We start from the raw sequence: 14086 nt of genomic DNA, 5'->3' as shown, positions 1-14086 counted from the left end.
AGTACGCGATGAGTACAGACATGCGGTAGTGACGGTCCGGCGGACGACCAACCCCGGACCAGAAGGAGCGACGTGGCAAAGGTCCGGGTATACGAACTCGCCAAGGAGTTCGGAGTCGAGAGCAAGGTCGTCATGGCCAAGCTCCAAGAACTCGGTGAGTTCGTTCGTTCGGCGTCCTCGACGATCGAGGCGCCGGTTGTTCGCAAATTGACGGAAGCACTCAAGACGGAAGGCGGGCCCACCCGCCGCGCCCCGCGTCCGCCGGCCTCGCCCGGTGCGTCGCAGGGTGCCCCCTCCCCGCAGGGCGCCTCGCGTCCTGCCCCCGCTCCGGGCCCGCGCCCGGCGGGTGCGCCGACGCCGGGCCCGCGCCCGACGCCGCGCCCGGCCCCCCAGGGCAGCACCGCCCCGCCCGTGGTGCCGGCCGCGCCGGCCGCGGAGGCGGCTCCGGCCGCCCCGCGTCAGGCGGAGCGTCCCGCGGCACAGTCGGGTCCGCGTCCGGGCGGCGCGCCCGCTCCGGGTCCGCGTCCGGCCGCGCGTCCCGGCGACCGCGGTCCGGCCGAGCGTGGCCAGGGCGACCGCGGTCCCGCCGAGCGTGGTCCGCGTTCGGACCGTCCCGCCGCGGCCTCCTCGGGTCCGGCGGCGGGCAGCCGTCCGGGTCCGCGTCCGGGTGGTCCCGGTCAGGGCGGCCCCGGTGGTCGTCCCGAGCGTGGTGACCGTCCCGAGCGCGGCGAGCGTTCGTCCGGTCCGCGTACCGGCGGCGCACCGTCCGCCGGTGGTCCTCGTGCCGGTGGTCCCGGTCAGGGTGGTGCCCCCCGTCCGGGTGGCGCGCGTCCCGCCGGCCCGCGTCCGGGAAACAACCCCTTCACCTCGGGCAGCACCGGCATGCCGCGGCCGCAGGCCGCCGGCGGCGGTCGCCCCAGCCCGGGCGGCATGCCGCCGCGTCCGCAGGGTCCTGCGGCCGCCGGCCCGCGTCCGGGTGGTTCGGGTGGTCCCGCGGGTCCGCGTCCGGGCGGTAGCGCGGGCCCCGGTGGCCCGCGTCCCAACCCGGGCATGATGCCCAACCGTCCGGCGCCCGCGCGTGGCCCGGGTGGTCCCGGCCGTCCGGGCGGTGCGCCCGGTCGTCCCGGTCCCGGTGGCGGCGGCGGTCGTCCGGCGGGTGCCGGCGGCGGTGGCGGTCGTCCCGGTGGTGGCGGTGGCGGCTTCGGCGGTCCCCGTCCCGGCGGTGGCGGCGGCGGCGCTCCGGGTCGTCCCGGTGGCGGCGGCGGCTTCGCCGGTCGTCCCGGCGGCGGCGGTCGTGGTGGCCCGGGTGGTCGCGGCGGCACGCAGGGCGCGTTCGGTCGTCCCGGTGGGCGTCCGGGCCGCGCGCGCAAGTCGAAGCGTCAGCGTCGTCAAGAGTTCGACCAGATGCAGGCTCCGTCCGCCGGTGGCGTGATGGCTCCTCGCGGCAACGGGCGGGTCGTCCGGATGTCGCGCGGTGCCTCGCTCACCGACTTCGCGGAGAAGATCAACGCGAACCCGGCGGCACTGGTCCAGATCATGTTCAACCTGGGCTCGATGCTGACCGCGACGCAGTCGGTGAGCGACGACGAGCTGCAGACCCTCGGGGCCGAGCTCGACTTCGTGATCCAGATCGTCTCCCCGGAGGAGGAGGACCGCGAGCTGCTCGAGTCCTTCGACCTCGAATGGGGCGAGGACGAGGGCGACGAGGACGACCTCGAGGCGCGTCCGCCGGTGGTCACCGTCATGGGTCACGTCGACCACGGCAAGACCCGCCTGCTCGACGCGATCCGCAAGACGAACGTGATCGCGGGCGAGGCCGGCGGCATCACCCAGCACATCGGTGCCTACCAGGTCGCGACCACGGTCAACGACGTCGACCGCAAGATCACCCTGATCGACACCCCCGGTCACGAGGCGTTCACCGCCATGCGTGCCCGCGGCGCCAAGTCGACGGACATCGCGATCCTCGTGGTCGCGGCGGACGACGGCGTGAAGCCGCAGACGATCGAGGCGCTCAACCACGCGCAGGCCGCGGGCGTGCCGATCGTGGTGGCGGTCAACAAGATCGACAAGGAGGGCGCGGACCCGACCAAGGTGCGCGGCCAGCTCACCGAGTACGGGCTCGTGGCCGAGGAGTACGGCGGCGACACGATGTTCGTCGACATCTCGGCGAAGCAGGGCATGGGCATCGACGACCTGCTCGAAGCGGTCGTGCTGACCGCCGACGCGGCGCTGGAGCTCACCGCCAACCCGCACCAGGAGGCCCAGGGCATCGCGATCGAGGGTCACCTCGACAAGGGCCGCGGCCCGGTCGCCACCGTCCTGGTCCAGCGCGGCACGCTGCGCATCGGCGACGCCATCGTGGTCGGCGAGGCCTACGGCCGCGTCCGCGCGATGATCGACGAGAACGGCAACAACCTCACCGAGGCCGCGCCGTCGCGTCCGGTCATGGTGCTCGGCCTGACCTCGGTGCCCGGCGCCGGTGACAACTTCCTCGTGGTCGAGGAAGAGCGCACCGCGCGGCAGATCGCCGAGAAGCGGGCGGCCCGGGAGCGCAACGCGGTCCTGGCCCGTCGGTCGAAGCGGGTCTCGCTGGAGGACCTGGACAAGGCCCTCAAGGCCGGCGAGATGCAGCAGCTCAACCTCATCCTCAAGGGCGACGGCTCCGGTTCGGTGGAGGCGTTGGAGGACGCGCTGCTCAACCTGGACGTCGGCGAAGAGGTCGAGCTGCGGATCATCGACCGCGGCGTCGGTGCCATCACCGAGTCCAACGTCACCCTGGCGATGGCCTCGGATGCGATCATCATCGGCTTCAACGTCCGGCCGGAGGGCCGGGCGCGGACGATGGCCGACCGCGAGGGCGTCGACATCCGCTTCTACTCGGTGATCTACCAGGCCATCGAGGAGATCGAGGCCGCGCTCAAGGGCATGCTCAAGCCCGAGTTCGAAGAGGTCCAGCTGGGCACGGCGCAGATCCGCGCGGTGTTCCGCTCCTCCAAGCTCGGCAACATCGCGGGCTGCATGGTCACCGGCGGGACGATCAAGCGCAACACCAAGGCGCGGATCATCCGGCAGGGGGCCGTGGTCGCCGACAACCTCAACGTCGAGGGCCTGCGCCGCGAGAAGGACGACGTCACCGAGGTCCGCGAGGGCTTCGAGTGCGGTATCAACCTCGGTTCGTTCAACGACATCAAGGTCGAGGACGTCATCGAGACGTTCGAGATGCGGGAGAAGCCGCGAGGCTGATCCGGTAGGGCGTTCGAGCGCCTGCGGCCGCCGATCCGGTGGTCGAAGGCGCTCGGACCCACCGAGACGACGCGGCGGATCCGCCCGGTGCGCACCGGGCGGATCCGCCGCGTCGCGGAGCAGTGTGGTGGTGTCCGGGCCGCGACGTGCGTGCCCGGTTCTTTTCGTCGGCGGCCCCGGTGGCCCCGACCCGAGGCCTCCCGGGCCGGCCAGGCCCGTCGCCTATGTTTGTGGGAACGATCAGCCTCGATGTGTTGTTCGGCGATGTGCACTCGTTGAAGGAAAAACGATCTTTGATCCGCCCCATCCTGGCGGACCTTCAGCGCAAGAATGCCGTTGCCGCCGCCGAGGTGGAGCATCAGGATTTGCATCGGCGCAGCGTGATCGGGGTCGCGGTGGTCTCCGCGACCGTCGAGCGGTGCGCCGAGGTGTTGGACAGCTGCGAACGGCTCGTCGCCGGTCGGCCCGAGTTGGATCTGCTCTCCGCACGCCGCAGGGTGTACGGGGACGACGACTGACGGACCGGCGGCCACGGTGGTCGCGGTCGCCGTGGTCGTGGCCCCCGACCGCGGCCCCGGCCGTGGTCGTCGCAGTCGCAGGGAAGAAGAACGAGAGCGGCCTCGCGCCCGGTGATCCCGGGCGCGGGGAACCCCGCCGAAATGCCGAGCAATCGCAGGAGGATCAGTGGCCGACACCGCGCGGGCGCGCAAACTCGCGGACCGCATCCAGGTCGTGGTCGCGGAGACCTTGGAGCGCCGGATCAAGGACCCCCGTCTGGGGTTCGTGACGATTACCGCCGCACGAGTGACCGGTGACCTCCGTGAGGCGACCGTGTTCTACACGGTCTACGGCGACGAGATCGAGCGCGCGGCGACCGCCGCCGCGCTGGAGAGCGCCAAGGGCGTGCTCCGCAGCGAGGTGGGCCGGCAGACCGGCGTGCGCCACACCCCGTCGCTGACGTTCGTCGCCGACGCCCTTCCGGACAGCGCCAAACTCATCGACGATCTCCTCGCCCGGGCACAGCAGGCCGATGCGGCGGTACGCTCAACCGCCGCGGGCGCCGGCTACGCCGGTGACGCGGACCCCTATCGGACCCCGGCCGCGGGCGACGCCGACGACTCCGACGACGAGTCGGCGGCGCGGACCAAGGCGGACACACAGGAGGGCGACCGACCTTGACACCAGGCGTGGCGGCGGACCGGGACTCCGGTCCGGCCGCGGGAGCGAAGCCGCGGACCGGCGGTGGTTCCGACGCGGAGACGAGGCCGCCGACCGCGCCGGGTGCGGCCGACTGGGACGAGGCGGTACGCCTGCTCCTGACGGCCGAGGACATCACCCTGCTGGCACACGTCAGTCCCGACGGCGACGCGCTGGGTTCGGCGCTCGCCGTCGGGCTCGCGCTGCGCGAGCTGGGGCGGAGCGTGCGCGTCTCCTACGGCGACGACCCCCTCGTGGTGCCGTCCTCGCTGGAGTTCCTGCCCGGTCAGGACCTGCTGGTGCCGCACACCGAGGTCCCCGAGGAGCCGGAGCTGGTCGCGGTCTTCGACGCGGCCGGTTCGGCCCGGCTCGGCCTGCTCGAGGGCAGGGCCAAGGCGGCCGGGGCGCTCCTGGTGGTCGACCACCACGCCTCCAACACCCGGTTCGGCACCCACCACCTGATCGACATCGACGCGCCCGCCACCGCGGTGCTCGCCGACGAGTTGATCACCCGGCTCGGCGCCACGCTGACCGCCGACATCGCCACCGCGTTGTACACCGGCCTGGTCACCGACACGGGTTCGTTCAAGTACGTGGGGACCACGCCCGAGACGCACACCTTCGCGGCCCGGCTGATGGCCACGGGGATACGGCACGACCTGATCCAGCGGGCGATCTGGGACACCTGCCGGTTCGGCTACCTCAAGGTGCTCGCCGCCGCCCTCGCCGGGGCCCGGCTCGACACCGGCGCGGCCGGCGGACTGGGCCTGGTGTCCACGGTGATCACCCGCGCCGAGCGGGCCGCGCACGGGATCCGCCTGGACGAGATCGAGGGCGTGATCGACGTGGTCCGCAAGAGCGGCGAGGCCGAGGTCGCGCTGGTGCTCAAGGAGGACGACGAGGGCGCGCTGCGCGCCTCCGCGCGGTCCAAGGGCGCGGTGGACCTGGGACGGGTCTGTGCCGCCTTCGGCGGCGGCGGACACGCGTTCGCGGCCGGCTTCACCGCATATGATCCACCGGCCGAGGTGGTGGCCCGATTCCGGGACCTCCTCGCCGACGCACTACTGCCGGTCGCCCCGGCGCAGGCAACCCCGGGAGACGACGCGTGAAGCGCCGCAACGCAGGACCCCCGCCGCCCGACGGTCTGGTGATCGTGGACAAGCCGGCCGGACTGACCTCGCACGACGTGGTGGGCCGGCTGCGCCGGATCGCCGGCACCCGTCGGGTGGGCCACGCCGGCACGCTGGACCCGATGGCCACCGGCGTCCTGGTGATCGGTGTCGAGAAGGCCACCCGCCTGCTCGGCCACCTAGCGCTCACCGAGAAGGGCTACGACGGCACGATCCGGCTCGGCCAGAACACGGTGACGGACGACGCCGAGGGCGAGGTCACCGACTCGACCCCGGCCGGGCACGTGGGCGACGCCGCGATCGCGGCGGGAGTGGCCGAGCTGACCGGGCCGATCATGCAGGTGCCCTCGAAGGTGTCGGCGATCAAGATCGACGGCAAGCGCTCCTACTCGCGGGTGCGGGCCGGCGAGGAGTTCGAACTGGCCGCCCGCCCGGTCACCGTCTCCGCGTTCGAGGTGCTGGCCACCCGTCGCGAGGGCGAGACGATCGACCTGGACGTGCGGGTGACCTGCTCGTCCGGCACCTACATCCGGGCACTGGCCCGGGATCTGGGCGCCGGGCTCGGTGTGGGCGGCCACCTGACCGCGTTGCGGCGCACCAGGGTCGGTCCGTACGGTCTGGACCGGGCTCGCACGCTGGAGGAGCTGGAGGAGTCCTTCGGCGTGTTGCCGATCGCCGACGCGGCGGCGGCGGCCTTCCCGCGCCGCGAGGTGAGCGAGGACGAGGCGCGGGCGGTCTCGCACGGCGGGCGGCTGCCGGCGGACGAGGCGTCCGGGCCGGTGGGTGTGTTCGGGCCGGATGGGACCTTCCTGGCGCTGGTGGAGAACAGCGGGGGCGTGGCCCGGCCGCTCGCGGTGTTCGTGGGCTGAGGTTGTGGGCTCGGCTCGTCGGCGGTGTTCGTGAGCCGAGGCCGTGGGGCGGGCCCGTGGGCTCGGGTTGTCGGCTCGGGTCGTGGGCTCGGGTTGTCGGTCGGACCCGGGGCTCGCCCGGGTGTGGGCCCGGACCCGGGGTGATCGTCGCCACGGCGGGGTCGGGGCCGGGTGGGCGCCGGTACGTGGGAGGCTGGACCCGCGACACACCACGGAGAACGAGGAGCGGTTACGGTGCAGCGTTGGCGGGGCTTGGAGGACGTCCCCAGCGATTGGGGACGCTCCGTCGTCACGATCGGGTCCTATGACGGTGTGCATCGCGGACACCGGCGGACGATCGGCCGAGCGGTCGAGATCGGTCGCGAGCGCGGTCTGCCCGTGGTCGTGGTCACGTTCGACCCGCACCCCAGCGAGGTGGTCCGCCCGGGGAGCCATCCGCCGCTGCTGACGCCGCACCATCGGCGCGCGCAGCTGATGGCGGACCTCGGGGTGGCGGCCGTCCTGGTTCTTCCGTTCACCCTCGAATTCTCCCGGCAGAGCGCGGTCGACTTCGTCCGTCAGGTGCTGGTGGACACGCTGCACGCGGCAGTGGTGGTCGAGGGACGCAACTTCCGTTTCGGCCACAAGGCGACGGGCAACGTCGCCCTCTTGGAGGAGTTGGGCGTGGCGAACGACTTCACCGTCGTCGAGCCGGAGCTGTTCGTCTCCGGCGAGGTGACCTTCTCGTCCACCGTGGTCCGGGCCCGGGTCGCCGAGGGCGACGTGGCGGGCGCGGCCGAACTGCTCGGCCGGCCGCACCGGGTCGAGGGCGTGGTGGTGCGCGGGGACCAGCGCGGGCGTGAACTGGGCTACCCGACGGCCAACCTCGAGGTGCTTCCGTATACGGCGATCCCGGCCGACGGGGTGTACGCGGGGTGGTTGGTGATCGACGGCGAGCGGTTGCCGGCGGCGATCTCGATCGGGACGAACCCGACCTTCGACGGTACGGAGCGTCGGGTCGAGGCGTACGCGCTGGACCGGACCGACCTGGACCTGTACGGGGTGCATGTCGCCGTGGACTTCCTCGAATACCTGCGCGGGACCGTGCGGTTCGAGTCGGTCGAGGACCTGCTGGACCAGATGGCGCGGGACGTGAAGCGGGCGCGCGAGTTGATCGACGCGACGGATCTCGACGCCGCGGGCTGAGTGAACCGACGAGGGCCGCCCCGGAGATTTCTCCGGGGCGGCCCTCGTGCGTTCAGCCCTGTCGCGGTGGTTGCCAGTCGCCGGGCGGAGGCTGCTGGTAGTACGGCTGTTGGGGCTGTGGTTGTTGCGGGTGCTGCGGTTGTTGTTGGTGTTGTGGGTGCGGCTGTTGCGGGTGTTGTTGCTGCTGTTGGTATGGCTGCTGCTGCGGGTACGGCTGCGGCTGTTGCGGCTGACCGTAATAGGGCTGCTGCGGTTGTTGTTGATACTGCGGTTGCCACTGCTGGTGTTGCTCGCCGGGCTGGGTGCGGTGGAAGTCCTCGGCGACCAGCGCGGCGAGTTCGAAGTACGCCTCGCGGGTCTTCGGGCGCATCATGTCGAGGTCCAACTCGGCGCCTGCGGACAGGTGTTCGTCGAAGGGGACGACCACGACCGCGCGGCAGCGGGTCTCGAAGTGGGCCACGATGTCCTCGGTCTTGACCATCTTGCCGGTCTCGCGGACCCCGGAGATCACCGTGATGCTGTTGGCCACGAGGTCGGCGTAGCCGTGTGCGACCAGCCAGTCGAGCGTGGTGCTGGCGCTGGTCGCGCCGTCCACGCTGGGCGTGCTGATCACGATCAACTGGTGGGCCAGGTCGAGGACTCCGCGCATCGCGCTGTAGAGCAGGCCGGTGCCGGAGTCGGTCAGGATGATCGGGTACTGCTTGCCCAGCAGGTCGATCACCGAGCGGTAGTCGTCGTCGTTGAACGTGGTCGACACCGCCGGGTCCACGTCGTTGGCCAGGATCTCCAGGCCGCTGGACGACTGCGAGGTGAACCGCCGGATGTCCATGTAACTGTGCACGTGGGCCATCGAGTTGACCAGGTCGCGAATGGTCGCGCCGGTCTCCCGGCGGACCCGACGGCCGAGGGTGCCGGCGTCCGGGTTGGCATCGATGGCGATCACCCGGTCCTGGCGCTCGGTGGCCAGGGTCGAGCCGAGGGCGGTGGTGGTCGTGGTCTTGCCGACGCCGCCCTTGAGGCTGATCACCGCGATCCGGTAGCAGCCCAGGACGGGTGTGCGGATGCGTTCGAGGCGTTCGGCGCGGCGGGCGTCGGCGGACTTGCCGCCGAGCCGGAAGCGCGGGGTCTGCCGACGGGGTTGCGGTTGCTTGCGGAGCAGGCGATCGCTGGTCAGTTCGACGGCCGCGGTGTAGCCGAGGGGGGCGCCGCCGACGGTGCGGGCCGGGGCGCCGCCGCCGTCGGGGGACCAGGACTGCTGTTGGGGCTGCGGGTTGCCCTGGGGCGGGGTGCCCGGGTGGTGGGGCTGGGGCGCCTCGGGGGGTTGGGCGGCGTATGGGGCGGCCGGATCGGGGTGTTGGGGCGTGGGGTGGTTGGGGTAACCCGGTTGTCCCGGCTGTTCCTGTGCTCCCGGTGTCGTCCGGGGGTCCGGGGCGCCGTGTGGGGGCGTGCCCTGGTAGGGCGGTTGGGCCTCGGGGGACTGGGCGGCGGCGGGGGGTTGGCCGTACGCGGGCTGCTGCGGGGCCGGGGCGCCCTGGGGTGGGGTGCCCTGGGCGTAGGGCGGTTGCTGGTGGCCGGGGTTCGGCTGTCCGTAGGGGGCGCCCTGGGCGTATTCCGGTCCCTGGGGGCCGGGGGGTGCCTGGCCGTAGGGCGGCTGACCCGGTTGCGCCTGGGCGTACGGGTTGGGCCCGCCCTGCTGCGGATCGGGCTGCGGGTACGGGGCGTGGGCCTGCGGGCCGGGGGCGCCGTGCGGCGGGGTGCCCTGGGTGTACGGGCCCGGGGCCTGCTGGTACGGGCCGGGGGCCTGGGCGTACGGCGGTGGGCCGCCGTGCTGCTCCGGTGCGGCGGCCTGGTCGTTGCCGCCGCCGAAGGCACGGCGCATCCACGACCGTTCGTCGCGCTGCCGCTGCGGGGGCGCGATCGGCTCACCGCTCGGCGGCGGCAGCGGCTGTCCGGTCGGCGGCGGCGCCGAGCCGCCCCAGGCCTCGCCGTGGCCGGGGGCGGAGCCGGTCCAGGCCGGCGGCGGCAGCGGCGAACCCTGCGGGGGCGTCATCGGGCGCGGCGGGGCGCCGGCCGGCGGGCCCTGCTGCGGGACGCCGGGAGGTGCGGCCATGTCGTCGGTGACCGGCGGGATCAGCCGGGTCGCCTGATCGGGGGTCGGCGCGCCCTGGGGCTGCCCCGGATACGGCTGCTGCGGGGCGCCCGGGTGTGCGGGGCCCTGGTACTGCGGGTAGGGCAGCGGCCCGCCCTGGGGCGGGGGCGGCTGCTGGTGTTGTCCGTAGGGCGGGTAGGCGCCGGCGGGCGGCTGTTGCGCGGGGGCGGCCGGCGGGGCGGGGGGCTGGGGCTGCTGCGGATGGTCGGCGGCCGGTGGCTGCGGCGTCTCCGGCGCCTCGGGTCCCCGGGGCGGATGCGCCTCGGCGGCGTGGGGCGCGTACGGCTCCGCCTGCGGGTGCCGGTCGTGGCCTAGCGGTGCCTGTGGTGGCGGCGCGGGTGTGTCGGCGGGCTTGGTTTGGGGGGCCTCCGGGGCCGGTCCGTCGGCGGAGAGGCCGGGGATCGGCGTGCCGCCGGCGGGTGTGGTGGGCACGTCCTGCGGGTCGAACGGCGCGGACGCGTCCGGGCGGTCCGTCGCCGCCGGGGGCGCGTCGTCGGCACGGTCGGGTGCGGAGTCGGGCCGCGGGGCGGCTTCGCCGGGCGGACCGGCGGGCAACTGATCCGGGGCCGCGGAGTCGGCCTCGACGTCGGGGCGGGGCGGCTCGATCGGCTCCGGGTGCTCCGGGCCGTGCGGGGCCGCGTCGACCGGGGCGCCGGCGGGCGGGTCGGCGGGACCGGGCTCGGCCGGCTCCGCGGTCGGGCGGCCCGGGTCGTAGGAGGGCGGTACGACCACGGTCGGGTCGCCGGGCGTGACGGCCGGGCCGGGGTGGTTCGGGTCGCCGGGCGGCGGGACGACGGCGGCGCGGTCGTCGGCCGGGGGAGTGGCTTCGGGCCGGCCTCCGTCGAACGACGGCGGGACGACCATCGTCGGGTCGCCCGGGGTGAAGGTCGGCTCCGGGCGGTGCGGGTCGTGGGAGGGCGGCACGGCCGTCGTCCGGTCGTCCGTCGGCACGGGCGTGCCCGGGTGGTCCCGGTCGAGCGACGGGGGCACGACCGTCGTCGGGTCGCCGGGGGTGAAGGGCTGTTCCGGTCGGTTGTCCTCGACCGACGGCGGTGCGGCCGGGCCCGGGCGGTCCTGATCGATCACCGGCGGCATGACCATGGTCTGGTCGCCGGGGGCGAAGGTCGGGCCGGGGCGGTCCTGCGCGGCGGGCGGTCGGCCGCCGTACGGCAGGGGGGCGGCGGGCTCGTGCGGGGTGTACTGCGGCGGGACGACCGCGGTCGGCTCGCCCGAGCCCGAGCCCGAGCCCGCGCCGAACGCCGGCGGGGTCTGGGGCGCGGGCGCGCCCGCGTCGACGCGGTACGGCGCCGGCGGCGCGGTGTTCGGGTGCGCCTCGCCGGGCCCGGCCGGGCGGTGCGCGCCGTGGTCGACGGCGGCCGGGTCCGCCGGGGGCGCGGGCTCGTGTGTGCGGGGGTCGTGCGCGCGGGGGTCGCCGGCCGGCGGTCGGTGGGTGGGCTCGTGCGTCGGGGCACCCGTTCCGGGCGGGCCGGCGGGCGGCGGTACCGGCGCGCCGGAGCCGTACGGCCCCGGGGCGCCGGCGGTCGGTCCGGCCGGGTGCGCGCCGCCGTGGTCCGCTCCGTACGGCAGCGGCGCGGGCGCGTCCGGCGTGCGGGCGGGCGGTACGAGCGTGGGGTCCTCACTGCCGTAGCGGGGCGCCTGGCTCGGCCCCGGTGGTGCGGGCGCACGGACCCCGGACGGGGGTGGCGCGGGCGCGCCGCCGTCCTGGTGGGTGTACCACGAGGGCATGGTGAAGTCGGGTCCCGACCACTCCTCTTCCTCGTCCGCCCCCGCCTCGATGTGTGCGCCGTCCTGCTCGCTGCTCACGGTGTGGTCCTTCCGATCGTCCGGAGGCGGCTCGGCATCAGAGCACACGGCGCCGCCGTCGGCCGTACCCCGACCAGGGTCGAGGTTGCCCCCTACACGAGCCTCACAGCGTAGTCAGCGGCGTCGGCGGTCGTCGCCGGTCCGTCCACTGTTCACGCCGAGGCGGTGTTCGGAACCGCGTGGTCGGTGCGCCCGGACACCGGGTCAGTCCACCCGGCGCGGCGGCCCGAGCAGGTCGAGTTCGGCCCGAGTGGGCGTCAGCATCACGTACTTGCGCGATTTCCTGGTGCTCCACAGGGTCAGCTCGTCGGCGAGCGTGGGCAGCGCGGCCTCGTCCTCGCCGGGCAGGCTCAGCACGGTCGCGGCGGCCTGCGCCTCCATCGGCGAGACCCGCTGGACGCCGATCAGCCCGACGCCCGCGCCGATCCGCTGCCGGGCCTGCGCCGGGTCGAGGAAGGGGAGCAGGGTCAGCGTGGTCTGCCAGGCGGCCGGCGCGAGCCGATTGCGCGGCGGTCGGGCGCCGCAGTCGCGGACGACCAGGACCGGGCTGCCGGGGGTGGGGCCCTGCGGGCCGAGCCGACCCACCTGATGCACCGTCACGCACGGCTGCGCGCCGCCCGCGGCCTGGGCCATCGCGGACCACAGCTGCGGGCGGCCGGACTCGATCGCCACCCGGGCGCCGATCGCCGCCGCCCGCAGCGCGATGATCTGCACCACGTACGCGCCGCCGACGAACGCCACTTCCAGCGGCTCGGGCCGGAACAGGCCCAGGACCGCCGGATCACGATCCGCGTCGACCCCGATCACCACGCCGTCGTCGCCCACCGGCAGGCCGAGCGCGGGCAACTGGGCGGCGGTCAGCAGATGCCGCTCGTGGCGCGGGCCGATCAACCGGGCCAGGCCCTTGCGCCGCGCCGGCCGCGGGGCGGGGGTGCCGGACCCCGGGGTCGGATTCGGCGTCGGCGTCGGAATGGGGGCCGGATTGCGCCCGTTCGGCGCCCGGCGTCGGCCGCGGCCGGTGTTGGTCGTGCTCACAGATGGATCCTCCCCGTACGCGGGCACATGTGACGCTTCGTCACGACAGGCCGCCGAGCGGCAGTGTGGCCAGCAGGGCCGGCTGCTGCTCCCAGTCGAGCCGGGTCAGCCCGATCCGCTCGGACCGTGCCCGGCGCTCCAGTTGTCGGGTCACGTCCGCCAGTTCGCTGCCGGAGCGGGCGGCGATTCGCACGTGCGTGGTGAGCGCGGTGGTCCCGCCCACCCCGTGGGTGGCGGTCAGCGCGAAGGTGGTGGCGATCGCCGGGGTCGCGGTGAGCGCGCCCACCAGGTCGGAGGTCCGCCCCTGGGTCAGCTGCGGCCAGCGGTTCGCCCAATACGTGGTGTGCCACCGGTCGTCGCAGCGCCACGCGCGCCTGGACTCGGTGGTCCGCCGCCCGCCGCGCCCGTACTGGCGCGTGGTGCGGTTCACGCTGCACGAGGTGGCGAGCGCCTGGACCAACTCGGCCTCGTCCAGGGCCCGGGCCTCGAAACCGGCGCCGGTCAGGTTGCCGGCGAGCTGGTTGACCGCGCGCAGCAGCGCCCGCTGGGCACCCTCCTCGCCGCCGCCGCGCGCGGCCACCGCGCCCGCGCACAGCTCGGGTTCGAAGCGCAGCGCGATCCAGGTCAACCGCAGCGCGGGCACGTCGTGCAGGCCCTGCTCGACGAGTTGCCGGTACGAGCGGGTGGCCAGCGCCTCCTCGGGCAGGTGGGTGGCCGGTGCCGGCTGGGTGTGCTGCACCACCTGGACCGAGGCCAGCGTCACGTCGTCCACGTCGAGCGTGCTCACGATCGCGGGCAGCGGCAGCGGGCGTTGGGCCCGCGAGGGGCGCAGCGGTTCGTCGCGCGAGGTGACCAGCAATACGGCGGTGAGGAAGGTGCCGTCGCCGATCAGGCCGATCGAGCGGCGGTCGCGGTCGGTGACGGAGGTGGTGGCCAACCGCGGCGCGCACTCCAACACCGGGACCAGGACCGGGTCCGCGTCGTCCGGCACGGCCGGCATCCGACGCCTGCGGCGGAAGTCGTACACGATCGGCAACCACTGCGCGAGCCACCGACCGCGCAGCCGCACGAGCGCGGGCAGCACCAGCAGAATCGCCACGGCACCCAGACCGATCAGCGCCACGGGGTTCGTGGCCAGGCCGATCGCGACCAGCAGCACCGCGAGTTGGATCAGTACGATCTGCTGGACCAGCACGCCGCCGATCCGGCCCGCGCGCGGATGTACCCGCAGCGAGGCGCGTTGGGGCGGCGTCGGTGGTGACGTCCCGTCGGGTGGTGCGGGTGGGCGGGTCTGCCGATGCGTCCCTACCGGCGCGGGTGCGGCCACGTTTGTAGATCCCCCATGTCACGACTTGTCCCCGTACGCCGTCGCCCGACTGTCACAACGGGTGCGGCACACCGTACGGTACGGGGCCGGGGGTCTGGCCGCGACCCTGCGACCGCGACGGTGA

General features: G+C 74.4%; 9 protein-coding genes. 6 read left to right on the top strand and 3 right to left on the bottom strand.

From position 1 onward, the window contains the following. Positions 1–72 precede the first annotated feature (72 nt). The 6 genes from infB to EMA17_RS19975 all read left to right on the top strand — a co-directional run bounded on the left by infB (position 73) and on the right by EMA17_RS19975 (position 7627). Positions 73–3246: a translation initiation factor IF-2 gene (gene infB, locus EMA17_RS20000; RefSeq protein WP_126638432.1), complete on the top strand. Its 3174-nt coding sequence runs from the start codon at positions 73–75 to the stop codon at positions 3244–3246. A 224-nt stretch (positions 3247–3470) separates the two neighbouring features. Continuing rightward, positions 3471–3764 carry a DUF503 domain-containing protein gene (locus EMA17_RS19995; protein ID WP_078977441.1) on the top strand — a complete coding sequence of 98 codons (294 nt, stop codon included), beginning with the start codon at positions 3471–3473 and terminating at the stop codon, positions 3762–3764. 166 nt (positions 3765–3930) lie between these two features. Then, positions 3931–4425, top strand: coding sequence for a 30S ribosome-binding factor RbfA (gene rbfA / locus EMA17_RS19990; RefSeq protein ID WP_126638431.1), 495 nt, complete (start codon positions 3931–3933; stop codon positions 4423–4425). Then, a complete protein-coding gene (locus EMA17_RS19985) occupies positions 4422–5552 on the top strand; it encodes a DHH family phosphoesterase (RefSeq protein WP_246126776.1) in 1131 nt (376 codons plus the stop codon). The genes rbfA and EMA17_RS19985 overlap by 4 nt, the downstream gene beginning before the upstream one ends. Then, positions 5549–6442: a tRNA pseudouridine(55) synthase TruB gene (gene truB, locus EMA17_RS19980; protein ID WP_126638430.1), complete on the top strand. Its 894-nt coding sequence runs from the start codon at positions 5549–5551 to the stop codon at positions 6440–6442. Before EMA17_RS19985 ends, truB begins: the two co-directional genes overlap by 4 nt. 234 nt (positions 6443–6676) lie before the next feature. Continuing rightward, entirely contained in the window at positions 6677–7627 is a 951-nt protein-coding gene (locus EMA17_RS19975) for a bifunctional riboflavin kinase/FAD synthetase (protein ID WP_126638429.1), read from the top strand. A 52-nt stretch (positions 7628–7679) separates the two neighbouring features. On the opposite strand, the gene EMA17_RS54155 is transcribed toward EMA17_RS19975, so the two are convergent. From EMA17_RS54155 to eccE, 3 genes are all read right to left on the bottom strand, one after another. Then, positions 7680–11600 (bottom strand): MinD/ParA family ATP-binding protein, encoded by a 3921-nt coding sequence (locus EMA17_RS54155; protein WP_246126775.1) that lies wholly within the window; start codon positions 11598–11600, stop codon positions 7680–7682. A gap of 204 nt (positions 11601–11804) precedes the next feature. Next, positions 11805–12635, bottom strand: coding sequence for a hypothetical protein (locus tag EMA17_RS19965; protein ID WP_126638428.1), 831 nt, complete (start codon positions 12633–12635; stop codon positions 11805–11807). 40 nt (positions 12636–12675) lie between these two features. Beyond that, complete coding sequence (gene eccE / locus EMA17_RS19960; RefSeq protein ID WP_246126774.1) at positions 12676–13962, bottom strand: type VII secretion protein EccE; 1287 nt, start codon at positions 13960–13962, stop codon at positions 12676–12678. Between the last annotated feature and the right edge of the window lie 124 nt (positions 13963–14086).

The sequence above is a fragment of the Embleya hyalina genome, from assembly GCF_003967355.1.
Classification (GTDB): domain Bacteria; phylum Actinomycetota; class Actinomycetes; order Streptomycetales; family Streptomycetaceae; genus Embleya; species Embleya hyalina.
Note: the sequence above shows the minus strand (reverse complement) of the source record. Positions and strands in the feature narration are given on the sequence as shown.